The sequence below is a fragment of the Mesorhizobium qingshengii genome (genome assembly GCF_900103325.1).
Lineage (GTDB): Bacteria > Pseudomonadota > Alphaproteobacteria > Rhizobiales > Rhizobiaceae > Mesorhizobium > Mesorhizobium qingshengii.
Window position 1 is genome coordinate 36246 of sequence record NZ_FMXM01000023.1, and the last position, 23528, is coordinate 59773.

General features: G+C 64.9%; 19 protein-coding genes and 1 pseudogene. 12 read left to right on the forward strand and 8 right to left on the reverse strand.

Annotated features, from left to right (window positions below; all coding sequences use genetic code 11):
* Positions 1 to 99 precede the first annotated feature (99 nt).
* From BLS48_RS27940 to BLS48_RS27955, 5 genes and pseudogenes are all read right to left on the reverse strand, one after another.
* Positions 100 to 1116 (reverse strand): ABC transporter permease, encoded by a 1017-nt coding sequence (locus BLS48_RS27940; RefSeq protein WP_091584884.1) that lies wholly within the window; start codon positions 1114 to 1116, stop codon positions 100 to 102.
* Positions 1113 to 2171 (reverse strand): sugar ABC transporter ATP-binding protein, encoded by a 1059-nt coding sequence (locus BLS48_RS27945; protein WP_483127884.1) that lies wholly within the window; start codon positions 2169 to 2171, stop codon positions 1113 to 1115. The genes BLS48_RS27940 and BLS48_RS27945 overlap by 4 nt, the downstream gene beginning before the upstream one ends.
* Positions 2166 to 2594 (reverse strand): annotated as a pseudogene (locus tag BLS48_RS36930) (ATP-binding cassette domain-containing protein); the annotation flags it as partial. The gene BLS48_RS27945 and the pseudogene BLS48_RS36930, both read right to left, overlap by 6 nt.
* A gap of 313 nt (positions 2595 to 2907) precedes the next feature.
* A complete protein-coding gene (locus BLS48_RS27950; protein WP_091584888.1) occupies positions 2908 to 3855 on the reverse strand; it encodes a substrate-binding domain-containing protein in 948 nt (315 codons plus the stop codon).
* Between the two features lie 310 nt (positions 3856 to 4165).
* Entirely contained in the window at positions 4166 to 6082 is a 1917-nt protein-coding gene (locus BLS48_RS27955; protein ID WP_091584890.1) for a diguanylate cyclase, read from the reverse strand.
* Positions 6083 to 6301: 219 nt separating this feature from the next.
* On the opposite strand from BLS48_RS27955, the gene BLS48_RS27960 reads away from it, so the two are divergent.
* Positions 6302 to 6751 carry a universal stress protein gene (locus tag BLS48_RS27960; RefSeq protein ID WP_091584893.1) on the forward strand — a complete coding sequence of 150 codons (450 nt, stop codon included), beginning with the start codon at positions 6302 to 6304 and terminating at the stop codon, positions 6749 to 6751.
* A gap of 92 nt (positions 6752 to 6843) precedes the next feature.
* On the opposite strand, the gene BLS48_RS27965 is transcribed toward BLS48_RS27960, so the two are convergent.
* A complete protein-coding gene (locus BLS48_RS27965; protein WP_091584895.1) occupies positions 6844 to 7179 on the reverse strand; it encodes an ArsR/SmtB family transcription factor in 336 nt (111 codons plus the stop codon).
* A gap of 223 nt (positions 7180 to 7402) precedes the next feature.
* On the opposite strand from BLS48_RS27965, the gene BLS48_RS27970 reads away from it, so the two are divergent.
* The 4 genes from BLS48_RS27970 to BLS48_RS27985 all read left to right on the forward strand — a co-directional run bounded on the left by BLS48_RS27970 (position 7403) and on the right by BLS48_RS27985 (position 13233).
* The gene (locus tag BLS48_RS27970) at positions 7403 to 8710 is read left to right on the forward strand and encodes an NAD(P)/FAD-dependent oxidoreductase (RefSeq protein ID WP_091584897.1); all 1308 of its coding nucleotides are present in this window, start codon (positions 7403 to 7405) and stop codon (positions 8708 to 8710) included.
* 154 nt (positions 8711 to 8864) lie between these two features.
* Complete coding sequence (locus BLS48_RS27975) at positions 8865 to 9065, forward strand: YgaP family membrane protein (RefSeq protein WP_091585033.1); 201 nt, start codon at positions 8865 to 8867, stop codon at positions 9063 to 9065.
* Between the two features lie 11 nt (positions 9066 to 9076).
* Positions 9077 to 10039 (forward strand): efflux RND transporter periplasmic adaptor subunit, encoded by a 963-nt coding sequence (locus tag BLS48_RS27980; RefSeq protein WP_167365269.1) that lies wholly within the window; start codon positions 9077 to 9079, stop codon positions 10037 to 10039.
* Positions 10036 to 13233 (forward strand): efflux RND transporter permease subunit, encoded by a 3198-nt coding sequence (locus BLS48_RS27985; protein WP_091584901.1) that lies wholly within the window; start codon positions 10036 to 10038, stop codon positions 13231 to 13233. The genes BLS48_RS27980 and BLS48_RS27985 overlap by 4 nt, the downstream gene beginning before the upstream one ends.
* A gap of 107 nt (positions 13234 to 13340) precedes the next feature.
* Here the strand turns inward: BLS48_RS27985 and BLS48_RS27990 are convergent, their stop codons facing one another.
* Positions 13341 to 13820: a hypothetical protein gene (locus BLS48_RS27990; RefSeq protein ID WP_244529929.1), complete on the reverse strand. Its 480-nt coding sequence runs from the start codon at positions 13818 to 13820 to the stop codon at positions 13341 to 13343.
* A 44-nt stretch (positions 13821 to 13864) separates the two neighbouring features.
* Between BLS48_RS27990 and BLS48_RS35785 the strand changes: the two genes are divergently transcribed.
* The 7 genes from BLS48_RS35785 (at position 13865) to BLS48_RS28020 (ending at position 20928) form a co-directional block, all read left to right on the forward strand.
* Positions 13865 to 14041 carry a hypothetical protein gene (locus BLS48_RS35785; RefSeq protein WP_167365267.1) on the forward strand — a complete coding sequence of 59 codons (177 nt, stop codon included), beginning with the start codon at positions 13865 to 13867 and terminating at the stop codon, positions 14039 to 14041.
* 238 nt (positions 14042 to 14279) lie between these two features.
* Entirely contained in the window at positions 14280 to 14993 is a 714-nt protein-coding gene (locus BLS48_RS27995) for an ABC transporter ATP-binding protein (RefSeq protein WP_091584903.1), read from the forward strand.
* The gene (locus BLS48_RS28000; RefSeq protein ID WP_091584905.1) at positions 14987 to 17353 is read left to right on the forward strand and encodes an ABC transporter permease; all 2367 of its coding nucleotides are present in this window, start codon (positions 14987 to 14989) and stop codon (positions 17351 to 17353) included. The genes BLS48_RS27995 and BLS48_RS28000 overlap by 7 nt, the downstream gene beginning before the upstream one ends.
* A 2-nt stretch (positions 17354 to 17355) precedes the next feature.
* Positions 17356 to 18543, forward strand: a complete 1188-nt coding sequence (locus BLS48_RS28005; protein WP_091584907.1) for an efflux RND transporter periplasmic adaptor subunit — start codon at positions 17356 to 17358, stop codon at positions 18541 to 18543.
* A gap of 403 nt (positions 18544 to 18946) precedes the next feature.
* Complete coding sequence (locus tag BLS48_RS28010; RefSeq protein ID WP_208604679.1) at positions 18947 to 19597, forward strand: cytochrome b/b6 domain-containing protein; 651 nt, start codon at positions 18947 to 18949, stop codon at positions 19595 to 19597.
* Between the two features lie 234 nt (positions 19598 to 19831).
* On the forward strand, positions 19832 to 20236 hold the full coding sequence (locus BLS48_RS28015; protein WP_091584909.1) for an OsmC family protein: 405 nt from the start codon (positions 19832 to 19834) through the stop codon (positions 20234 to 20236).
* Positions 20233 to 20928, forward strand: a complete 696-nt coding sequence (locus BLS48_RS28020; protein WP_091584911.1) for a VIT1/CCC1 transporter family protein — start codon at positions 20233 to 20235, stop codon at positions 20926 to 20928. The genes BLS48_RS28015 and BLS48_RS28020 overlap by 4 nt, the downstream gene beginning before the upstream one ends.
* Before the next feature lie 7 nt (positions 20929 to 20935).
* On the opposite strand, the gene BLS48_RS28025 is transcribed toward BLS48_RS28020, so the two are convergent.
* Positions 20936 to 23497: a cation-translocating P-type ATPase gene (locus tag BLS48_RS28025; protein WP_091584913.1), complete on the reverse strand. Its 2562-nt coding sequence runs from the start codon at positions 23495 to 23497 to the stop codon at positions 20936 to 20938.
* Positions 23498 to 23528: the final 31 nt, after the last annotated feature.

A 23528-nucleotide genomic window follows, 5' to 3' on the forward strand; every position in this document is an offset into this window, starting at 1 on the left:
TCAAAGCGTCTGCCAAGCTGGAACACCCCTCATCCGACCGAGCTCCGCTCGGCCACCTTCTCCCACAAGGGGAGAAGGGATCACCGCCATGCCCAGCCCTCACCTTCGCACCCGCGATTTCAGCCAGCGGTCAAACGCCACCGCCAGGATCAGGATCAGGCCGATGACGATGCTTTGCGTGTAGGACGAGACGTTGTTGAACTGCAGCCCGTTCTGCAGCACGCCGATCAGCGCCGCCCCCACCACCGTGCCGCCGACCGAGCCGATGCCGCCGAACAGCGAGGTGCCGCCGATGACGACGGCCGAAATGACAGTCAGTTCGTAGCCGATGCCGGCCACCGCTTCCGACGAGTTGAGCCTGGCCGACAGCACGAAGGCGGCAAGCCCGGCGAAGAAGCCGACGATGACATAGACCGAGACCAGGATGCGGTCGACGCGCAGGCCCGACAGCCGTGCCGCCTCGGCATTGCCGCCGACGGCATAGACGGCGCGGCCGTAGCGCGTGTATCGCAGCACGATGTGGCACAGGATGGCGGCCATCGCGAAGATGATCGCCGGCACCGGCACCGGGCCGATCAGGCCGGTTCCGAACCAGCGCATCGAGGCGTCGAAGCCCGAGATCGGGCCGCCATTGGAGATGGTCAGCGTCAGCCCGCGAAACACCGTCAGCCCGCCCAGCGTGACGACGAAGGGCGGCACTTTCAGCCGGGTGATGGCCAGCCCCTGCACGCCGCCGGCAGCGGCGCCCACCACGACAGCGGCCAGAAGCGCGGCGAACCAGCCATAGCCTTGCGTGCCTGACGTCGACAGCGACAGCGTGTTGGCGGTGCCGCCCTTGGCGACCACGGCGGCGACCATGCCGCAGAAGGCGAGCAGCGAGCCGACCGAGAGATCGATGCCGGCGGTGAGGATGACGAAGGTCATGCCAAGCGCGATCAGCCCGGTGATGGAGATCTGGCGCGTGATGTTGAACAGGTTGATCGGATCCATGAAGCTCGGCTTCAGCACGGTGAAAACGACGATCAGCGCGGCCAGGAACAGGAGCGGCCCGAAACTCATCAACAGCCGCGCGAAATTGATGCCGCCACGCTGGTTCTGTTCGCCCGCCACGCTCATCGTGCCTGCCCCTTCGCGTCCTGCCTGTCGAGCGCCATCAGTTCCATCAGCTTTTCCTCGTTTGCCTCGACGCCCTGCATCTGCCCGGTGATGCGCCCCCTACGCATGGTGACGATGCGGTCCGACACCGCCAGCACCTCGGGCAGTTCGGACGAGATCATCATCACCGCGATGCCACGCGCCGCAAGCTGCACCAGGATCTGGTGCACCTCGGTCTTGGCGCCGACATCGACGCCGCGCGTCGGCTCGTCGACGATCAGCACCTTGGGATCGCGCGCCAGCCAGCGCGCCAGGATCACCTTCTGCTGGTTGCCGCCCGACAGGCCCTCGATCGCCTGCTCGGCCGATGCCATGCGGATCGACAGCATCTTGCGGAACCCGGCAAGCGCATCGCGCTCGCGCCTCTCGGCCATGAAGCCGAAGCCGTTGCTGAAATGCCCGAGCGACGCGATGGAGAAATTCGGCAGGATACCCAATGCGGCAAAGATCGCCTGGTGCTTGCGGTCCTCCGGCACCAGGCCGATGCCGAGCGCGATGGCATCGGCCGGTGAAGCCGGTGCGATCGGCTTGCCGTCGAGCGTGATCGTTCCCGCCGCGATGCGGTCGGCGCCAAAGATGGCGCGCGCCAGCTCGGTGCGGCCCGAGCCGACGAGACCGGCAACGCCGAGGATTTCACCGGCCTTGAGATCGATGTCGACGCCGTCGAGCACGATGGCATGGGGCGCCTCGGGGTCGCGCACGGTGCGCAAGCCGCGCACCGAGAGCCTGATGTCGCCGGCAACGGCGCGCTGTACCGGCCGCGCATAGAGTTCGGACGCGGCGCGGCCGACCATCTTCTCGATGATGGCAGGCAGTTCGATCGGTCCGTTGTCGCGGTCGAGATGCCCGGCCAGCCGGCCGTCGCGCAGCACCGTCATGCGGTCGCAGATGGCCGCGGCCTCCTCCAGCCGGTGGGTGACGAACATGATCGCGACCTTGTCCTTGCGCAGCCGGTCCATGATCGACAGCAGGCGCTGCACCTCGGTCTCGGTCAGCGCCGAGGTCGGCTCGTCCATGATGATCAGCCGGCTTTTCAGCGACAGCGCGCGCGCGATCTCGACCAGCTGCTGTTCGGCCACCGACAGCGCCGAGACCGGCGTCATCGGATCGATCGTCAGACCGACCCGGGCGATGATCGCGAGGGAGTCTTCCTCCATGCGCCGCCAGCTGACCAGCCCGAGCGGTCCGGTCGGCGCGCGGCCGATGAAGATGTTCTCCGCCACCGTCAGCGTCGGGATCAGGCTCAGCTCCTGGTAGATGGTGACGATGCCGAGCCGCTTGGCATCCTGCGGGCTCGCCGGCTGATAGTCGGTGCCGTCGAAGGTGATGCGGCCGCTGGACGGCGGCATGACGCCGGACAGGATTTTCAGCAGCGTCGACTTGCCGGCGCCGTTCTCGCCGAGCAGCCCGAGGATTTCGCCGGGCCTTATGTCGAGCGAGACGTCGCTCAACGCGGTGACGCCGGAAAAATGCTTGGTGACGCCCTCGACGGAAAGCAGGATGGGTTCAGGCGATGCGGCTTCAGCTGCGGGCAATGGTTGCTCCCCGAGACATGGGACGTCTGCGCTGCCCCTCACCCTTACCCTCTCCCCGTATAGAGACGGGGAGAGGGAGTCGCCAGCGTCGGAGCGCTTCCCTTCTCCCCGTCACTTGACGGGGAGAAGGTGCCGGCAGGCGGATGAGGGGCGGCGCAAACTTCGGCGATCGATCTTGCTCGCGGGACACTGTCCCGACCATGCCGATCACAAGTCCCTACTTCGTCTCGCCAATCCGCTCCGCCTTGTCGAGATTGTCCTTGCCGATGACGATCGGCGTCAACAGCACCAGCTTCTCCTTCGGCTCGGTCTTGTCCTTGGCATAGGCGACCGCGATGCGCACGGCCGTGCGCGACTGCTCGCCCGGGAACTGCTCGACGGTGCCGGCAAGCTTGCCGTCGCGCACCGCGACCAGCGCTTCCGGCAGCGCGTCGAAGCCGTAGATCTTGACGTCGGTGAAGTTGCGCGCCGCACACGCCTCCATGGCGCCCAGCGCCATGTCGTCATTGGCACAGACGATGGCGTCCGGCTTGCCGTTGGCGGCAAGGCCGGCCTCGGTCACCGACAGTGCCTCGGCGCGGGCGAAGTTGGCGGTCTGCTCGAAGATGATCTGGTACTTGTCCTTCAGGGGATCGAGCACGTTGTGCACGCCCTTGTTGCGGTCGATCGCGGGCCCAGCACCCGGCTGGCCCTGCAGGTGGAAGATCTTGGCGCCGTTGGGGAACGCCGCCACCATGGCGCTGGCCTCCGCCTCGCCGCCCTTGACGTTGTCGGCGCCGACATGGGCGAGGATGCCCTCGACGCCGTCGACGCGGCGGTCGATCGTCACCACCGGAACACCCGCCTTGACCGCTTCCTCGATGGCCGGCGCCAGCGCGTTGACGTCGAGCGGCGAGATGACGATGGCGTTGACCTTCTGCACCAGGGCGGCCTCGATATCGGCGGTCTGCTTGGTGGCCGAGTTCTGGCCGTCGCTCTCGGTCAGGTTGACGCCCTGCGCGGCGGCTTCCGCCTTGATCTCGTTCAGCATGTGCACGAAGAACGGAAAGCCGAGATTGGGCACCGAGCCAAGGATGGTGAGCTTGTCTTCGGCGAACACCGAGGGCGCGGCAAGCATCATGGCGCCGAACGCCGCGGACGACAGCAGGAATTCACGTCTGTTCATGGGATCCTCCTCCACAAGAACGCACGCCCCCGAAAACCGGGACCGGTTTCAGGAAGGATCATGCGTCGGTTCAAAGTGTTGGAGCATCCTCCCTGCGCTAGACAACGCATGCCGCTCCAGCTGGCCGCCGCTGTAAAAAAGAGCCTCCCATCGACGCCTGCGCGCGAATGCTAACCCAGGGTCAACCATTTGTGCAACATCGATATAACAGAGCTGCCGGGGCAAATTATCGGAATTGTCGGATTTTTGGATTTCCGCTGCGGGCCGTCCTTTACCGGATGCGAGATAGGAAGGCCGAGCCCCCGTCGGCTCAGAGCCGGCGCCGCCCGCCAGTGGAGTGTGGCTCGCTGAGATGCGGGCGCCAGCCGTGGACCCTGTCCCGCCCCGCCGCCTTGGCACCATAGAGGGCCTCGTCGGCGCGCCTGAGCAGATCGGCGATCTCGATCGGGGCGCTGCCGGGATCGAAGGTCCCGACACCGATGCTGACCGTGACGATGCCCTTTTCGCTGCCGGCATGCGTGAGCCCGAGGTCGCGCACCTTGCCCCTGAGGTTTTCGGCGATGACGAATGCGCCACGCGCATCGGTTTCAGGCAGGATGAGCGCGAACTCCTCTCCGCCATAGCGGGCCGCCGAGTCGGTCGGCCGCCGGGCCGTGGCCCTGATGCAGCCGGCGACGGCGCGCAGGCATTCGTCTCCCGCCGGATGGCCATAGTGGTCATTGAACTGCTTGAACCAGTCGACGTCGATGAAGAGCAGGCTGAGCGGTATCGCGCTCCGCTTGCCCCGGGCGAATTCAAGCGCCAGCGCCTCATCGAAGGCCCGGCGCGTCAACAGCTCGGTCAGCCCGTCGCGGTGCGCCAGCAGGTTCAGCTTCTCGTTGGCCACCAGCAGCTCGGCCTCGAGGTGCTTTGCCTCGGTGATGTCGGAAAAAAGGCTCAGGCTCCCGCCATCGCCGGTCGGCCTGGTCCGGACGTCGAGCCAGCGCCCGTCGGTGAGCCGGACCTGACGCTTGCTGGCTTGCATCTGCGTCGCCACGATGCTGCCGATCCAGTCCTCGACCGTGCCCTGCGGCACGATCTGTTCGCCGCGCGCGGCCGAGGCGCGCAGGATATCGCGATAGTCGGCGCCCTGCACCCGGACATCGGCCGTCAGCGGAAACATGGCCCTGTAGCGGGCGTTGCAGAGCACCAGCTTGCCATCCTGGTCGAACATCACCAGGCCATCGGCCATCTGCGCCAGGGCGTCCGCCAGCCTCATCCGGCTTTCGGCCAGTTCGGTCTCCAGTCGCTTGCGAGCGGTGATGTCGCGATTGTGCGTGATCAGACCGACGACCGCCCCGGTCTTGTCCCTGAAGGGCGCTTTCAACGTCGCCAGCCAGCCGTCGGTGCCATCGTCATGGTGAAGGTGCTGCTCGATGGTGGACGGCACGCCCGTTGCGAGAATGGCGAGCTCGTCCTGGCGGAATCTTTGCGCCGTTTCTCGCGGGTAGAAATCGAAGTCCGTCTTGCCGATCAGCGCCTTGGCGTTGGTTGCATGCATCAGCTCGGCCGTTGCCGGATTCGCGACGATGAACCGCCCGTCGAGGTCCTTGACGTTGAGGCAATCGGGCAATGTCTCCACCACCGCCTTGAAGATGCGCCTGGAATGCAGCGCCTCGAGGCGACGCCTTTCCTGATAGAGCGCAAGCCCCGAGACCGCGACCGAGACGAAGATGAGCAGGGTGGATGGGAGCGTCACTTTGGGCAGAACGATCTGCAGGACGGATTGTGGCAGCACGCTGAGGCCAAGCAGCGATCCGGCCGCGGTTGCCGCCCCCAGAATCATGATGTCCGCCATGGTGGGCGAACGGCCCCTCAGGGCAAGGTTGCCGGCAACACCGATCAGCATGGCGGCAGCGATGCCCACGGCACCGGCGAACGCGCCAATACCGCCCTCGAAAGCCCGGTAGGCACCGGCCATGACTCCGGCGATAATGCCGGCGACCGGGCCACCGAAGAAGCCGGCAACGGCTATCATCGTCGCCCTTAGGTCGACAAGGACACCCGGCTGGATCTGCATCGGCGTCAGCATCAGGATGATGGCGCCGGCGCCCATCAGCAGGCCGAAGGCGGCCGCCCTTATCGCCGCCGGCTTGCGATCCAGCCACACATGCGTGTGGATCCAGACCGAGACGAACATCGCGACAACCGCGAGATTGGCCAGCAATTCGGACCAGGGCGAACCCATTGCGCGCCTTTCCTTTTGCGTGGGGCTTTCGCCGCATCGGCTCCTCGATAGGCCTTCAATGACAACAAAGCGTTACGTCTCTTGCCTGGCCTTGATCCGCGTCAAGCTGGCCCTGTGATCAAGCTGATAGCGGACCTATATCGAAGTCAGCCTCCATCAGGCTCCCGCCATCACAAGGGCGCGTCGTCGCACGACCCTTTCACAACAGGTCAAATCATCATGTACACACATCTGCTGATCGCCACGGACGGGTCGGAACTGGCCGACAAGGGCGTTGCCCAGGGCGTGGCGCTGGCCAGCCGCCTCGGCGCCGCCGTCACCTTTGTCAACATCACCGAGCCGTTCCCGATATTCGCCTGGGGCGGCGCCATGGCCGGCTATGCCGCCGGCGATGAATTCGCCGCCTATCAGGAAGGGGGCCGCCAATACGCCAGGGAAGTGCTCGACAAATGCAAGGCGTCGGCGGACCTGGCCGGCGTGCGCGCCAAGGTCCTTCATATCGAAAACAGAAAACCCGCCGAAGCGATCCTGGAACTGTCGCAGGCGCAAGGCTGCGATCTGATCGTGATGGCCTCGCACGGGCGCCGTGGACTGGGAAGGCTGCTCTTGGGCAGCCAGACCGCCGAGGTGCTGTCCTTCACCGAGATCCCGGTTCTCGTGGTTCGGTAGGCGCGACACCAAACAACGATGCACCGGCGCGGGCCGCGCGGAACCAGCCGACGACCGGGGGTCGTCGGCTGCTCGCTGGCGTGCGGTGGACCCTACCGGCTGTCGGCCTTCGCAATTCTGGTCTGCGGGTCGCAATAGATGCCGTAGAGCGTCTGCAGGATGCGCTCAACCTCCATCGAGGCCAGCCGATAGTAGACCTGCTGGGCGTCGCGCCTTGTGTCCACGAGCTTGAGCGCCCGCAATTTTGCCAGCTGCTGCGACAGCGCCGACTGGTTCATCGCGACCAGTTCGGCCAGTTCGTTGACGCTCGTCTCGCCGTCAAGCAGATGGCACAGGATCATCAGCCGCTTTTCATTGGCCATGGCCGCGAGCAGTTCGGACGCTTCACGCGCTTGCTTGTCCAGTTCGGTGATTTTTATATTGCGCATATGAACACATTATCATATTAAGAGTTACAAATAATATTAGTCTGGCCCCGGCGCCTGTCAAGCCGATGGATCGATACGCGGGGGATTCACGCCAGCACGTTCGTTTGACCCGCATCAAATCGCGGCCGGCCAGGATGGCGCATGATCAGCCACTGCCGGTCTCCATGTGGGAACAGCAATGTCGGCGTTGCGCCAAAGGCGACGCCGCGAAGGAGGAAAGAGCATGGCGCATATTGTCGTCCTGGGTGCCGGACTTGGAGGCACCATCATGGCCTACGAGCTTCGCGACGAACTGGCCAGGGAACACCAGGTTTCCGTCGTCAACAATGGCAGCCACTATTCATTCGTGCCGTCCAACCCCTGGGTCGCCGTGGGCTGGCGCGACAGGCAAGCGGTCGAAATCGACCTTGCTCCGGTGCTGGCACGGCGCAACATCGGTTTTCATCCGCAGGGAGCCAAGCGCGTCCACCCGATCGAGCGCACGGTGGAACTCAACGACGGCTCCTCCCTCTCCTATGACTATCTGGTGATCGCCACCGGGCCCGAACTCGCTTTCGACGAGATCGAGGGGCTCGGGCCGGAGCACAACACCCAGTCGGTCTGCCACATCGATCACGCCCTCAAGGCCAGGACGGCCTTCGACGCGCTCGTCGCCAAGCCGGGTCCGGTCGTCATCGGCGCGGTCCAGGGCGCGTCCTGCTTTGGGCCCGCCTACGAATTCACCTTCATCCTCGACAAGGCGCTGCGCGACGCCAGGGTGCGCGACCGCGTGCCCATGACCTTCGTCACCTCGGAACCCTATATCGGCCATCTCGGCCTCGACGGCGTCGGCGACACCAAGGGCCTGCTCGAGAGCGAGATGCGCCAGCATCACATCAAGTGGATCTGCAACGCCAAGGTCGACAAGGTCGAGCCGGGCAAGATGTTCGTCCAGGAAATCGCCGATGACGGGTCGGTCAGACAGGCGCATGAATTGCCGCTTACCTACGCCATGATGCTGCCGGCCTTCCGTGGCGTGGCGGCGGTGCGCGGCATCGAAGGCCTGACCAATCCGCGCGGCTTCATCGTCGTCGACAAGCACCAGCGCAATCCGGCCTTCCCCGACATATTCGCGGTCGGCGTCTGCGTCGCCATCCCGCCGATCGGCAAGACGCCGGTACCGGTGGGCGTGCCCAAGACCGGCTTCATGATCGAATCCATGGTCACGGCGACGGCGCGCAACATCGGCCGCCTGGTGAAGGGCGAGCAGCCCGACGCCCAAGGCACGTGGAATGCGGTCTGCCTCGCCGATTTCGGCGATTCCGGCGTCGCCTTCGTGGCGCAGCCTCAGATCCCGCCGCGCAACGTCAACTGGTCGTCCTCCGGCAAATGGGTGCACACCGCCAAGGTCGGCTTCGAGAAATACTTCCTGCACAAGATCAGGACCGGCAAGTCCGAACCCTTCTACGAGCGCCTCGCGCTGCAGGTGCTGGGCATCGACAAGCTCAAGCAGATCAAGGTCGAGGCGCCAGCGGATGTCCCGGGAGCCTGACCGGAGCAAGCCGCCGCGGCTGGCCTTTTTGCGGACGGCGGATGGCGGGCGCGGCGACGGCCCGCAACCGCCGGCGGCAAATCTGGCGCCGCCTCTTGCGGCCAACGATAACATTCATATATTTAGATATAATCATATACAAATGGAGATGACGATGTCCCTCGACCGTTCCGTTCTCGCTTTCGCCGGCATCATGGTGCTGCTCTCCGTCGTGCTCACCGCCTTTGTCTCGCCACTGTTTGTCTGGCTGACGGTCTTCGTCGGGCTCAACATGCTGCAGTCGGCGTTCACCGGCTTCTGCCCGGCGGCGATGATCTTCCGCAAGCTCGGCGTCAAGCCGGGATGCGCATTCTAAGGAATATCCGGATGCGCATGCCTCTTTTGTTCGCCGCGTTGCTGGCGGCCTCTCCGGCGCTTGCCGGCACGCTGACGCTGGCGCCGACGACGGTGACCGAATGGAAAGCGGTCTATGGCCGTGTCGAGGCGCGCGACACCGTTCCGGCGCGCGCCCGCATCGGCGGCCTGATCGTCGACCTGGCGGTCACCGAGGGCGAACTGGTCAAGGCGGGGCAGAAGATCGCCACCGTCCAGGACGACAAGATCGCCTTTCAGGTCGCCGCGCTGGACGCCCAGTTGCGCGCCTTGCAGGCACAGCTGGAGACGGCGCAGTCCGAACTCGCCCGCGGCCAGACGCTGGTCGACAAGGGCGTGATGACCGCGCAGCGCCTCGATCAGCTGCGCACCGAGGTCGACGTCGCGCGCAACCAGCTTGCCGCGACCGAGGCGCAGCGTTCGGTGATCGTGCAGCAGGGCGCCGAGGGCGATGTCTTTGCTCCCGGCGACGGTCGCGTGCTGACCGTGCCGGTGACGCGCGGCGCCGTCATCATGGCCGGTGAAGTGGTGGCCAACATCGGCGGGGGCGGCGTGTTCCTGCGGCTGGCCGTTCCGGAGCGTTACGCGGCGTCCCTGAAGCAGGGAGCCGCCATCCGCATCAATGCCGGCGGCAAGGAGTCCGCCGGTCGCCTCGCCAAGATCTATCCGCAGATCGACAATGGCCGCGTCATCGCCGACGTCGAGGTCGACAATCTCGATACCGATTTCATCGATGCCCGTGTCCTGGTCGAACTGCCGGTCGCCGAGCGCTCCGCACTGCTGGTGCCGGCGTCGGCGATCCAGACCCGTTCGGGTATCGATTTCGTGCGCGTCGCCACCGGCGGCGCACAGGCCGAACGCGCGGTGGTCACCGGCGAGCGGACCAAGCGCGCCGACGGCGACTATGTCGAGATCCTGACAGGCCTCGCGGCCGGCGATGTCGTGGTCACGCCATGAAAGGTCCTGTCTCGTTCGGTATCGCCGGCGCGCTGACGCGGGCCTTCATCGCCTCGCCGCTGACGCCGCTGTTCCTGGTCGCCGCCTTCGCCTTCGGGCTGGTGGCGCTGCTCACGCTGCCGCGTGAGGAGGAGCCGCAGATCTCGGTGCCGATGGTCGACATTTCCGTGCGCGCCGACGGGCTGAAGGCCGACGACGCCGTCAAGCTGGTCACCGAGCCGCTGGAGACGATCGTCAAGGGCATCGACGGCGTCGAGCATGTCTATTCGCAGACGCGCGACGACCAGGTGATGGTCACCGCCCGCTTCGTCGTCGGCACCTCGTCGGACGCCGCCGTGCTGCGCGTCCACGACAAGGTGCGCGCCAACATGGATCGCATTCCCGTCGGCGTGCCCGAGCCGCTGATCGTCGGCCGCGGCATCGACGACGTCGCCATCGTCACGCTGACGCTGTCGCCGAAGCCGGAGGCGGCGGCGCGCATGACGGCCAACGACCTCACCCGCATCGCACGCGAACTGCGCACCGAGATCGCCAAGATCGACAATGTCGGCCTGACCTATCTGGTCGGCGACACCGGAGAGATCATCCGCGTCAACCCGAACCCGGAAAAGCTCGCCCTTTACGGCGTCACCCTGCAGCAGCTCGCGGCCAAGGTTTCCGGCGCCAACAAGGCCTTTCCGGCGGGACGCGTTCGCAATCAGGGCGAGCAGATCGACATCGTCGCCGGCGAGACGCTGGCCTCGCCCGACCAGATCGCCAACTTGCTCTTGACCTCGCGCGACAGCCGCCCCGTCTATGTCCGCGACGTCGCCGACGTCGCCTTCGCCACCGACACCGGTGATGCGCTGGTGTCCACGGTCACCCGGGCTGGCGCTGGCGTCGAGCGCGTGCCGTCGGTCACGCTCGCCGTCGCCAAGCGCGCCGGATCGAACGCGGTCGCGGTCGCCGACGCCATCCTGCACCGGGTCGCCCTGCTCCAGGGCGGACTGATCCCCGGCGATGTCTCGATCGACGTGACGCGCGACTACGGCGAGACCGCCAACGACAAGGCCAATGAGCTCCTCTACCATCTCGGCCTGGCGACGATCTCGATCATCCTGCTGGTCTGGGTGGCCATCGGCCGCCGCGAAGCCATGGTCGTGGCCGTCGTCATTCCGGTCACCATCCTGCTCACGCTGTTTGCCTCGCGCGTCATGGGCTACACGCTGAACCGCGTCTCGCTGTTCGCGCTGATCTTTTCCATCGGCATCCTCGTCGACGACGCCATCGTGGTGATCGAGAACATCTCGCGCCACTGGGCCATGGGCGGCGGGCGCGATCGCCGGCAAGCGGCGATCGAGGCGGTGGCCGAAGTCGGCAACCCGACCATCGTCGCCACCTTGACCGTTGTCGCCGCACTGCTGCCGATGCTGTTCGTCTCGGGAATGATGGGCCCCTATATGAGCCCGATCCCGGCCAATGCCTCGGCGGCGATGATCTTCTCCTTCTTCGTCGCGGTGACCGTGACGCCGTGGCTGATGCTCAAACTCGCCGGACGGGCGCCGGTGCACGCCCATGCGGATCATGGCAGTGGCGGCCCGCTCGGCCGCGCCTACACCGCCGTCGCCCGGCCGATCCTGGCCTCGAAGAAGGCGAGCTGGGCCTTCCTGCTTGCCGTCGGCGTGCTGACGCTCGGCTCGCTCGCGCTGTTCTACACCGAGCATGTCACGGTCAAGCTCCTGCCCTTCGACAACAAGTCCGAACTGTCGGTGACCATCGACCTGCCGGAAGGGTCTTCCGTCGAGGCGACCGATGCGGTGGCGCAGGCCGTCGCCGCCAAGGTTCTCGAGCTGAAGGAGGTCCGATCGGTCCAGACACATGCCGCGACGGCGGCGCCCTTCAACTTCAACGGCCTCGTCCGCCATGCCATCCTGCGCACCGAGCCGCAGCAAGGCGACGTTGCGCTCAACCTGCTGCCGAAAGCGAACCGTACCCGGTCCAGCCATGAGATCGCGATCGACGTCCGCCAGCGCATCGCCACGATCCCCGTGCCGGAAGGCACCAGCCTGAAGGTCGTCGAGCCGCCGCCCGGTCCGCCGGTGCTGGCAACCCTGCTGGCCGAGATCTACGGACCCGACGGCGAGACGCGCCGCAAGGTCGCCGCCAAGATCGAGACGGCGTTCCGCTCCGTTCCCTTCATCGTCGACGTCGACAATTCCTGGGGACAGCCGGCACGCCGGCTGCGCGCCACGATTTCCACCGACGATGTGGAGTTCTTCCATGTCGAGGAAAGCGACGTCTTCGACACGCTCGCCATCCTCAACGGCGGGAAGACCGTCGGCTACTCGCATCGCGGCGGCGGCCGCCAGCCGATCCCGATCCGCATCGAGCGGCCGAAGGGCGAAAGGACGCTCGACGAGCGCTTCCTGACCACGCCCATTCCGGCGAATGTCCTGCCCGGCGACCGCGGCGTGGTCGAGCTCGGCGATGTCGTGCGGGTGACGCCGGAGCGCGCTTCGTTCCCGGTGTTCAGGCACAATGGCCGCGCAGCCGAAACGGTGACGGCAGAGCTTGCCGGCAGCTTCGAGGCGCCGCTTTACGGCATGCTTGCCGTCAGCAAGGCCATCGACGCGCAGGACTGGACCGGACTGCAGAAACCCGCGATCTCGCTGCATGGCCAGCCTGAGGATGAAAGCCGGCCGACGCTGCTGTGGGACGGCGAATGGGAAGTCACCTGGGTGACCTTCCGCGACATGGGCGCTGCCTTCGGCGTCGCGCTGCTCGGCATCTACATCCTGGTCGTCGCCCAGTTCGGCTCGTTCAAGGTGCCGCTGGTGATCCTGACGCCGATCCCGCTGACCTTCATCGGCATCCTCGGCGGACACTGGCTGTTCGGCGCGCCGTTCACCGCCACCTCGATGATCGGCTTCATCGCGCTGGCCGGCATCATCGTGCGCAATTCGATCCTGCTGGTCGACTTCATCCGCCACGCGGCGTCGCCCGACAGGCCGTTGCGCGAGGTGCTGATCGAGGCCGGCGCGATCCGGTTCAAGCCGATCCTGCTGACCGCACTTGCCGCCATGATCGGCGCGGCGGTGATCCTGACCGATCCGATCTTCCAGGGGCTGGCGATCTCGCTGCTGTTCGGCCTGGCCTCCTCGACGTTGCTGACGGTGCTGGTTATCCCGGCGATCTACCGCGTGCTGCGCACCTAGAGATGCGGCTGAATGCTGACTTGGATCGACGCGCGAATGATTCAGTCGAGGAACGGGGCGTGGCGGCTGTCGCTCGTCGCCGACGGCAATCTCGTCAGTCGCTGACGTCAAAGCGCGTCTCGCAGCCGCTCAAGCAGGCGGCGAGGGCCTGACAACGGATGCTTTGACCCCGGAACCTGGGCATCTGGGTTGAGTTCAGGCATCGGCGCGCCAGGGCAGCCGTCCTGGACCTTGGTCCAGGACGGAGCATTGAGCACGGTGTCGCAGCGCGCCAGGTACGTGCTGCCCACCACCACGAGACAGGCAAACCCGCCCCCCGGGATGAACTGGCCGTTGGCACGGCAGACGGATGTAGCCGGCGCGGGTCCTGGCGCCGGGTCACCTGGGCAATGGTCAAGAACCTCGTTCCAGGACATGATGTTGAGGTTCATCTCGCAGCGGGCCAGACGGCTCGTCTCGCCGACCCTCAGACAGGCATACTGCCCGGGCTCAAAACGTCCCATGTTGGCCATGCAAGCCGCATCGGCCCACGCCGGTACCGTCATACCGACGAGCGCAACGGCGGCAGGAAACACGGTGCTCTTCAACTTGTTGGATCCATCGCTGATGCTGGCTCCATCGCATTGTCCGATTGTGGCAACATGAGGTCCAGATAGAGCTTGGCCATCAGAGACAAGGTGAGGCGTCACATGCTACCGGCGCGCAGTGCGCGGCTGAGGCCGACGCGATCAGGTTCAAGCCGATCCTGCCGACGACGTTGCTGACGGTGCTGGTCATCTCGGCGATCTACCGGTTGCTGCGCACGTGAACGCGAACAGACGGGCCGGATCCTGACCTGGATCAATGCCAGGCTCCCGAACGGCGGCTGGTGACGCGGAAAACCGGGATACCGGGCCTGGCTCTGGGGACCTGCGGTTTGCTTGCCACGGTTCCGAACTTGACAAGAGTCAAGGTGATCAGGCCGTCCAGGCTGTAGGACCTGTCCGGCGTGGGCCGGAACCGGAGTCCGCATGAGAGTCCAGGGACGAGACGTGGAGAGTTCAGTCATGCAGCCTCTGGCCCCGGTATTCGTGGCCCGGGGATTGACCAAGGTCTATGGCGCGGGCGATTCACGTGTCCTGGCGCTGAAGGACGTCGACCTCGATATCCGACAAGGCGAGTTCATCGTACTTCTCGGCCCTTCCGGGTCAGGCAAATCGACCCTGCTCAACATCCTCGGCGGATTGGACGCTCCAACGTCAGGCACGGCGACCTGGCGAGACCACGAACTGACCGGAGCCAGCGACGAGCAGCTCACGACATACAGGCGCGAGCATGTCGGCTTCGTGTTTCAATTCTACAACCTGATACCGAGCCTCACTGTCGAGGAGAACGTGCGGCTGGTCGCGCAGATCGCCAGCAATCCAATGACACCAGCCGAAGCGCTCGAACTCGTCGGACTGTCACATCGCGCCGGTCACTTTCCTTCACAACTGTCCGGAGGGGAACAGCAGCGCGTCGCGGTGGCACGCGCAATCGTGAAACGGCCGGATATCTTGCTCTGCGACGAGCCGACCGGTGCGCTCGACGTCGACACCGGCAGGCTGGTTCTGGCGGCAATCGCCAAGGTCAATGCGGAGCTGAACACGACGACCGCCGTGATCACTCACAACTCGGCAATCGCGGGGATGGCTCATCGCGTGTTGCGGCTGAGCGGCGGGCGCATCGTCAAGGAAGAAGCGAATCCGCGGCGCATCCGGGCCGAGGATGTGACATGGTGAACGTCCTGGACATCAAGGTGGCGCGCGACCTCTGGTCGATGCGGCTTCAGGTCCTCAGCATCGCGCTGCTCGTCGCGGCCGGCGTGGCCGTCTTCGTGATGTCGGTGTCGAACTACCAGGCGCTGATCGGCGCCATGGAGGCACACTACCGCAACGAACGGTTCGCCGACATCTTCGTGGGCATGACGCGGGCGCCGCTCTCGATCGTCGACCGGCTGCGCGAAATCAACGGCATTGGCATCGTGGAGCCGCGCGTCGCCGAGCCGGTGCGCGTGATCCGCGAGGACACCAACCTCCCGATCTCGGGGCGCGTCATCTCGCTCCCGGCCGCGGGTCAGCCATTGCTCAACTGCCTGCATCTCGTGCAGGGACGCTGGCCTGATCCGCTGCATCCGGAAGAAGTCATCATCAACGCGGCGTATGCCGAGGCGCGCGCCGTGCGGAGCGGAGAAACCATGGCGGTGGTGCTCAATGGCCGGCTGCAAGGCTTCCGCGTCGTGGGCACCGCCCTGTCACCCGAATTCATCTTTGCCACCCGCGCCGCGGTGCCGCTTCCGGACGATCGGAATTTCGTGGTGGTGTGGGCAAGCGAGGATGCGGTGGCAAGCGCCTTTGACATGAAAGGCGCCTTCAACGACGCGCTGATGACTCTGGCGCCCGGCGCAGGGCCGCAGCATGTCCTCGAAGAGGTCGATCGTTTGCTGGCGCCATACGGCGGCACCGGAGCCTATGGCCGGAGCGATCAGCCGTCGCACCGCTTTCTCAAGGATGAACTGGCGGAGCAGGAGACCCTGAGCATCGTCATGCCGTCGGTCTTCTTCGGCATCGCGGCGTTCCTGCTCAACGTCGTCATCGGCAGGATGGTGGAAGCACAACGGGGTCAGATCGCTTCGCTGAAGGCGTTGGGGTTTGCGAACCGGACCATCGCCTTCCACTACTTCAAGCTGGTCACCGCCATCGCATTGCTGGGATCGGCGATAGGTCTGGTCGTGGGGCGCTGGTTCGCGATTGGGGTCGTCGGGAGCTATGCCGCTTTCTTCCGGTTTCCATCGCTGGAGGCGCAACTGGAGCCATGGCTGCTCGTTGCGGCGACCCTTGTCAGCGTCGGCGCGGCGAACCTTGCCGCGGCATCGGCGGTATACCGGATTGCCATGCTTGCTCCCGCCGAAGCCATGCGTCCCGAGACGCCGCCCGCGTTGCACACTTTCAGCTGGCTGCAGACGATTGGCAGCCAGCGAATTCCGCTCCAGTACGTGATAGCGGCGCGCACGATCCTCGGACGGCCCGTGAGGACGCTGTTGACGACCGTCGGAATCGCGCTGGCCATTCCGCTCATTCTGTTCGGGCTCTACTGGTTCGACGCCATCGACTACATGATCGATGTAAGTTTTGGACGCATCGAGCGCGGTGACGCCTTTGTTACCTTCACGGAACCGGTCTCGGCGGATGCGCTCTACGAATTGCGGGCGATACCTGGCGTGCTCGAGGCTGAAGTCCAGCGAGTCGTGCCGATCACGTTGCGAGCTGGGCATCGCGCCTATCGCACCTCGGCGACTGGTTTGGATTCCGGTTCCGAGCTCAAGGTGCTGAGAGACAGCGCGCTACGGCCGATTGCCGTACCCTCCGATGGCATCATGCTCAGCCGGACGATCGCGAGGCAGCTCGACCTCGAGGCCGGTGACAGTGTCACGATCGAGGTGCTCGAAGGCAGCCGACCCGTGAGAGAAGTCACCGTCCGCAGGATTTCGGACGATATTTTGGGGGCGTCGGTGACGATGGAGCGCACCGCACTCAATCGTCTGATGCGGGAGGGTTCCGTTGCGAATCTCGCGACCTTCAGGATCGATCCGGGTCAATCTGAACGGCTCTGGTCGAGGATAAGGTCAATGCCGAAGATCGAGGGAAGCTCGGTCAAGGCCCTGTGGTTTGCGTTGTTCAACGAAACGATCGGCGGAATGGTGGTTATCGGCGCGCTGGTCCTCTCAGGGTTTGGAATGCTGATCGCCTTAGGCGTGGTCTACAACAGTGCCCGCATCGCCCTGCAGGAGCGCGCCTGGGAATTGGCCAGCCTGCGCATCATCGGACTGACGCGGCGTGAGGTATCCGCCGTCATTATCAGCGAGCTTGTCGTGGAGCTGATTGTGGCTATCCCCGCCGGGCTCCTGATCGGTCGGTACCTGATCGAGTTGATCGCGTCGGCGCGTGCGAGCGAGTCGTTTCAGATCCCCGCTGTGATCGATCGCAGCAGTTATGCCATCGCCGCGCTCCTGGTCATCGGCGCGGCAATTGCCAGTTTCATCACAATCCGCCGCAGGATCGACAGGCTCGATCTCGTGGCTGTCCTGAAGACGAGGGACTGAACATGAAGCGTCGAACAACTTCGATCGCGGGCGCACTGGTGCTGGCGCTTGCGGCACTGGGTTTCTACTGGCTCCTGATGCCGCAGCCGACCCTTGTCGAAACCGCCGAGGTGGTGACCTCGCGCTTCCAGGACACGGTTGAAGAGGACGGCCGCACGCGCGTGCGGGATCGCTATCTGGTGTCGGCGCCTTTGTCCGGGCGTATCCAGAGGTTGACACTCAAGGCCGGCGATACCGTGCGGACGGGACAGAAGCTGGCGACTATTACGCCGCCGGTTTCGCCGCTTCTCGACCCCCGCGTGCGGCTGGAACTCGAGGCCCAGGTCGGTGCCGCCGAGGCGGCAGTCGAGGAGACGGCATCGCTTCACGAGCAGGCCAAGGTGCTGCTGGCTCAAGCCAGTGCGGATCTCGAACGCACGAGGGAGCTCGTCAAGCGCAACGTGGCGGCCGCGGCTCAGCTGGAGCGTGAGGAATTCCTGTTCCGCTCCACGCAGCGACAAACCGATGCCGCCGAGCGGCGCTGGCACGCGGCCACGCATCTTCTGGAACAGGCGCGCGCGGCACTGAACTCCGCCGACAATTCCGAGGTCAGCGAGAGTTTCCCGGTATCCTCCCCCATCGACGGCCGCGTTCTCAGGGTCATGCAGGAGAGCGAGACCATTGTCGCGCAGGCAGCCCCGTTGCTCGAATTGGGTGATCCTGGCGATCTCGAAATTGCCGTCGACGTTTTGACGACCGATGCCGCCAGAATAAGGGAGGGCGACAAGGTGATCATCGAGCGCTGGGGCGGCCCCACGGATTTGCATGGGGCCGTGCGGCGCGTCGAGCCCTCCGGCTTCACCAAAGTCTCCGCGCTCGGCGTCGAGGAGCAGCGCGTCTGGGTGGTCGTCGACATAACCTCGCCACGAGAGACGTGGGCCAGCTTGGGGGATGGCTACCGCGTCGAGGTCAAGATCGTGGTCGACGAGAACGACCAGGCAATCGTCGTGCCGATCGGAGCCCTGTTCCGGCGCGGCGATGCCTGGAGCGTCTTCGTTGTCGAAGCAGGCCGCGTTCATCTCCGAGGGATTGAGGTTGCGCGGCTTTCAGCACGCGTTGCAGCCGTGGCGCAGGGCGTGCGCCCTGGCGAGATCGTCGTCGTCTACCCACCTGCCAGCCTTGCCGAGGGGAGCGAGGTCAAGCTCCAGTAAACGTGCTGTTCGACGGTGCTGCCTGGGACTGAGTCAAACCGATCGCCGACGTCCATGCCACGGAGACGCCCAGCAACGCGATGAGAGCACGACGACGCGAGAGCATTGATTTCTCTTCCAAATTTTGGACTTTTAGCACGGGCACCGGTTGCGAACTTGACCTGTGTCAATGAAAGCGTGGTCTGTCGGTGCGCAGCGAGAGCGGGCGAAGATTACAGGAACCTGTGAAATCGCCCTGAGCGGCTTGCCATGGCAATGCGGTGCCGCAGATCGGCCTCGATACCCCAAATATCCAACATCGTCAGCCTGCTGCGGTGAGCGTCAGGATCATTGGTCCATCGGGTGAACAGCTGCAGCGCTTTGATCCAGGTCAAGGCACGGGAAGCCGACTTGCCTGTTTCTGATGGACTTCCAGCAAGGAGTTGACGGTATGCACGCTCGAGCTTCCTCCGACGTACAGGTCTGGGATCCTTTTGTTCGCATAGCTCACTGGACGGTCGCCGTCGGATTTTTCGTTGCATACCTTACGGAAGACGCAAAGATCGTCCACGTGTGGGCGGGCTACATTGTCGGAGCGCTGGTCTTCGCCCGTATCGTGTGGGGATTTGTCGGGCCGCGCCATGCGCGGTTTTCTGACTTCATCACCGGTCCGGTAGCGGCCACCCACTACCTCTGGGACCTCGTGCGTGCGCGTGCAAAGCGCTACGTCGGGCACAGCCCGGCCGGCGGCGCAATGGTGATCGCGCTTTTGGCTTTCCTGGCTGCGACGGTGGTGACCGGGCTTGTCCGGTATGCTGAAGAAGACGCTGCCGGGCCGTTGGCCCCACTGTACGCGCAGACATCATCTATCGGGGGAGCGCAGACCGTCGAAGACGACGAGAATCAGGTCGGAGAACGCGGAGGCAGGAGTGCCTTCAGTGAGTCCCACGAAGTGATTGCCAGCATAACGCTTGGCTTGATTGTCTTCCACGTTCTCGGCGTAATCCTGGCAAGCTTCGTGCATCACGAGAACCTCGCGAGGGCAATGGTTACCGGACGCAAACGACCTGACTGACAACCAAGTGCCGCGGATGTCATGGGGGCTCACAAGGATGCTGCTGTCGGCCATGCGACAGAGGTGCTGTCCTTCAGCACGTGCCCCATGCTGATTGTTCGATAGGGACTGTGGCCAAGCCGACCCGACATTTCAAGATGCCGATCAGACTTCTGACCTGGATCAACACCGGGCTCCTGAAAAGAGGCTAGAAGCGCCAAAACGGCGCCTGCCAGCGGCGAAACAGGTGGCACCATGTTCGAATACAGCGTTGAAGCCAGACGGACCGATGCACGAGGCAGCGTGGCCACCACCAAGAACGCCACGCTCGTTCTCGACACCTGCCTCGAGGGCCGGGCCGATGCCTTCAATCCGGCCGAACTGCTTCTTGCGGCGATCGCCGCGTGCATGATCAAGGGTATCGAGCGCGTCACCCCGATGCTCGGTTTCAAACTGCGCGGCGTCAGGGTCGCATTGCATGCGGTTCGACGCGACAGCCCGCCGGGGATTGCTTCCATCGACTACGAGCTTGTCGTCGACACCGATGAAACCGACCAGCGGCTGGAGCTGCTGCACAAGAACGTCCGCAAATACGGCACGATTTCCAATACAGTCGCCGCAGCCACGAAACTCGAAGGCACGATCAGGAGAAAAGCATGAGCCGCCTGCATGTCGAAAGCCACCTGGTGTCGCGCATCGGCTGGCTGCGCGCCGCCGTGCTGGGGGCCAATGACGGGATCGTCTCGACCGCCAGCCTGATCGTCGGCGTGGCGTCGGCCGCCGCGCCGACTTCGCAGGTCCTGGTCGCCGGCATAGCCGGGTTGGTGGCGGGCGCCATGTCGATGGCGGCCGGCGAATATGTCTCGGTCAGCTCCCAGTCGGACACCGAGAATGCCGACCTTACCCGCGAACGCGAGGAACTCAGGACCCAGCCGGAATTCGAGCGCGAGGAACTGGCCCAAATCTACGTCAAGCGCGGGCTGGAGACGGGCCTGGCGCGCCAGGTCGCCGATCAGCTCATGGCCAAGGATGCGCTGGCCGCGCACGCCCATGATGAACTCGGCATCTCCGAAATGACCACGGCGCGGCCGATCCAGGCGGCGCTGACCTCGGCGGCGACCTTCAGCGTAGGTGCTGCGATGCCGCTGCTCATGGTGCTGGTGTCGCCGGCCTCGATGCTGGTGCTGGCGGTCTCGGTGGCGTCCCTGCTCTTCCTCGCTCTGCTGGGCGCCATCGGCGCCAAAGCGGGCGGCGCCAACATTGTTCGCGCAACGCTGCGCGTCACCTTCTGGGGCGCCTTCGCCATGGCGCTCACCGCCGGCATCGGCGCACTGGTCGGCACCGCGGTCTGAGCCATTGTCAGGCCTCCAGCTGCGCCCGCCAGAATGGCTTCAGCAACTCCAGGCATGCCAGCACGGCAAATCCAGCCGCAAGCGTCAGCGCCAGATCGTCGAGATGCAGAGGTCCGAAGCGGAACAGATTGGTGGCAGATGGCCACAGGAGCGTCCCGCCCAGCATTGAAGCGACGGCCACGACAACGATCATGAGCGATCGGTTCGGCCTGATCAGGGCGGTCCGAAGCGATGCGCTGAAGGAGCGGTTGACAAAGATCAGTCCCACGATTGTCAGCACCAGCGAGAAAAACGTCAGAGCCCGGATTTCGTTCTCGGCCATGCCCTGTTTCAGGGCGAACAGGTAAATGCCCGCGAGAAGCGCGAAGGCGAGCGTCCCCTGGACCAGCCCCCACCTGATCAACGCCCCGGAGAACAGTGGCGAGTCCGGATTGCGGGGCGGACGGCGCATGACATCGTCCTCCTCGCTTTCAGCCTCGAAAACCAGCGAGCACACGGGATCGATCACCATCTCCAGAAAGGCGATATGGATCGGCCCGAACAGGATCGGCAGGCCAAAAAGCAACGGCAGCAGCGAGAGGCCCGCGATCGGCACGTGGACCGCGAAGATGAACCCCATCGCCTTGCGCAGATTGTCGAAGATGCGGCGGCCAAGCCGAATTGCCTTGACGATTGAACCGAAATCGTCGTCGAGCAGGACGATCGACGACGCCTCGCGCGCGACGTCGGTGCCACGGCCACCCATGGCGATCCCGATATTGGCGGCCTTGAGCGACGGCGCGTCATTGACCCCGTCGCCCGTCATGGCGACGATTTCACCACTCGCCTTCAGCGCGTTGACGATGCGAAGTTTCTGTTCGGGCATGATGCGCGCGAACACGGTTGCGGTCTTCAAGCGTCGTGCCAGCTCGTCGTCACCAAGCGCCTGCATCTCGCTTCCGGTCACGACGCTTTTGGCATCGAGGCCGGCCTGGCGCGCGATCATTTTGGCGGTTGCCGGATAGTCGCCGGTGATCATCATCACCCTGATGCCGGCCGAACGGCAGTCGCTCACGGCTTCGGGAACACTCGCGCGCAGCGGATCCGTCAGGCCGACCAGCCCGAGAAATTCGAATTCGAAATCGTGTTGCGTCTCCGGCAAGTCGGTGCCGCGATGAGACCCGCGGGCCACGCCGAGCACCCGCAACCCCTCGGTCGCCATGGCCTCGACCGAGCCCTTCAAGGCCTTGAAGTCCTTTGCGTTCAGATGGCATAGCGCCCCGATCGCCTCTGGCGCACCTTTTGCCGCAACCAGCGAATTGCCGTCGCCACCTGTCGATTGCCAGACATTCGACATCGCCAGCAGGCCGGGTCGAAGCGGATATGCATGGACCGGTCGCCAATCCGGATTGCCCAGAATGTCGTGCCTGGACAGCCGTTCCTTGCCGAGTTTGTGAAATGCGATCTCCATGGGGTCGAAAGGAATCTGGGCGCTGGCAAGCACACCCGTCTCGACCAGATCGGCGAATGCCGCCGGCAGGTCGGTGCCCGGCCTGTCCGCCATCCGAAACGACTTTCCATCCGCCGACCGAAGTTCGGCGATCGTCATCCGGTTCTCGGTGAGCGTGCCTGTCTTGTCGGTGCAGAGGATCGTCGCCGAGCCAAGCGTTTCGATCGCGGCGGCCCTGCGGGTCAGGACGCGCGCCTGTGATATGCGCCACGCACCCATGGCCATGAAGATCGTCAGCACGACGGGAAACTCTTCCGGCAGCATGGACATGCCGAGCGCGATGCCCGCGAGCACGGCGTCAAGCCATCCGCCCCGCAGAAGCCCGTAAAGCAGGACCGCGACGACGCTGACCGCGCCGCCGACCAGTGCGAAAATGCGTACGACGCGCCGCATCTGTGCCTGCAGTCGCGGCGGTTCGGTCTCCATTGAACTCAGCGAGTGCCCTATCTTGCCGATTTCACTTCGTGGCCCCGTCGCCAGGACTTCGCCCAGGCCTGAACCGCGAACGATCAGCGAACCCGAGAATATGAAAGGCAGGTCGTCGCCGCCTGGCCGGCTTTCGGTCAGTGGCGGGGCGCCGTCGGCGGCAATCTTTCGGACCGGCACGGATTCGCCGGTCAGCAGGGATTCGTCGCTCTGCAGATCCTGGCTCTGGACAAGCCTGGCATCGGCCGGCACCCGGTCACCTTCGCCGAGCACGACGAGATCCCCCCGAACAACCTCGCGACCGGCAATGCGCTTGCGTTCACCACCGCGTATGACCAGGGCGCGAGGGCTGGTGAGATCACGCAGCGCTTCCAGAACACGCTCGGTGCGCGTCTCCTGTATGATGGTTATGCCGATCGACATCGTGGCGAAGGCCAGCAGGATCAGCGCTTCCTCCAGATTGCCCAGAATGAGATAGACAACGCCGCCGCCAAGCAGGAGCGCCAGCATCGGCTCGCGGATGACCTCGAAGGCAATCCGCAACGGCGTGCGCTGGTTGGACCTCGGCAGTTCGTTGTACCCCTCGGCGGCAAGCCTGGCTTGCGCCTCGGCCTCTGAAAGGCCGGGAAAGGGGTCTGTCGGCAACTCGGCCATGTCAATTTCCCCTGGCGGCCGGTTCGACCGA

Bases quoted from the DNA above. Each gene is read 5' to 3' on its own strand.
- BLS48_RS27940 (WP_091584884.1), bottom strand. From the start codon at position 1,116: ATGAGCGTGGCGGGCGAACAGAACCAGCGTGGCGGCATCAATTTCGCG.
- BLS48_RS27945 (WP_483127884.1), bottom strand. From the start codon at position 2,171: ATGGACGAGCCGACCTCGGCGCTGACCGAGACCGAGGTGCAGCGCCTG.
- BLS48_RS27950 (WP_091584888.1), bottom strand. From the start codon at position 3,855: ATGAACAGACGTGAATTCCTGCTGTCGTCCGCGGCGTTCGGCGCCATG.
- BLS48_RS27955 (WP_091584890.1), bottom strand. From the start codon at position 6,082: ATGGGTTCGCCCTGGTCCGAATTGCTGGCCAATCTCGCGGTTGTCGCG.
- BLS48_RS27960 (WP_091584893.1), top strand. From the start codon at position 6,302: ATGTACACACATCTGCTGATCGCCACGGACGGGTCGGAACTGGCCGAC.
- BLS48_RS27965 (WP_091584895.1), bottom strand. From the start codon at position 7,179: ATGCGCAATATAAAAATCACCGAACTGGACAAGCAAGCGCGTGAAGCG.
- BLS48_RS27970 (WP_091584897.1), top strand. From the start codon at position 7,403: ATGGCGCATATTGTCGTCCTGGGTGCCGGACTTGGAGGCACCATCATG.
- BLS48_RS27975 (WP_091585033.1), top strand. From the start codon at position 8,865: ATGTCCCTCGACCGTTCCGTTCTCGCTTTCGCCGGCATCATGGTGCTG.
- BLS48_RS27980 (WP_167365269.1), top strand. From the start codon at position 9,077: ATGCGCATGCCTCTTTTGTTCGCCGCGTTGCTGGCGGCCTCTCCGGCG.
- BLS48_RS27985 (WP_091584901.1), top strand. From the start codon at position 10,036: ATGAAAGGTCCTGTCTCGTTCGGTATCGCCGGCGCGCTGACGCGGGCC.
- BLS48_RS27995 (WP_091584903.1), top strand. From the start codon at position 14,280: ATGCAGCCTCTGGCCCCGGTATTCGTGGCCCGGGGATTGACCAAGGTC.
- BLS48_RS28000 (WP_091584905.1), top strand. From the start codon at position 14,987: ATGGTGAACGTCCTGGACATCAAGGTGGCGCGCGACCTCTGGTCGATG.
- BLS48_RS28005 (WP_091584907.1), top strand. From the start codon at position 17,356: ATGAAGCGTCGAACAACTTCGATCGCGGGCGCACTGGTGCTGGCGCTT.
- BLS48_RS28010 (WP_208604679.1), top strand. From the start codon at position 18,947: ATGGACTTCCAGCAAGGAGTTGACGGTATGCACGCTCGAGCTTCCTCC.
- BLS48_RS28015 (WP_091584909.1), top strand. From the start codon at position 19,832: ATGTTCGAATACAGCGTTGAAGCCAGACGGACCGATGCACGAGGCAGC.
- BLS48_RS28020 (WP_091584911.1), top strand. From the start codon at position 20,233: ATGAGCCGCCTGCATGTCGAAAGCCACCTGGTGTCGCGCATCGGCTGG.
- BLS48_RS28025 (WP_091584913.1), bottom strand. From the start codon at position 23,497: ATGGCCGAGTTGCCGACAGACCCCTTTCCCGGCCTTTCAGAGGCCGAG.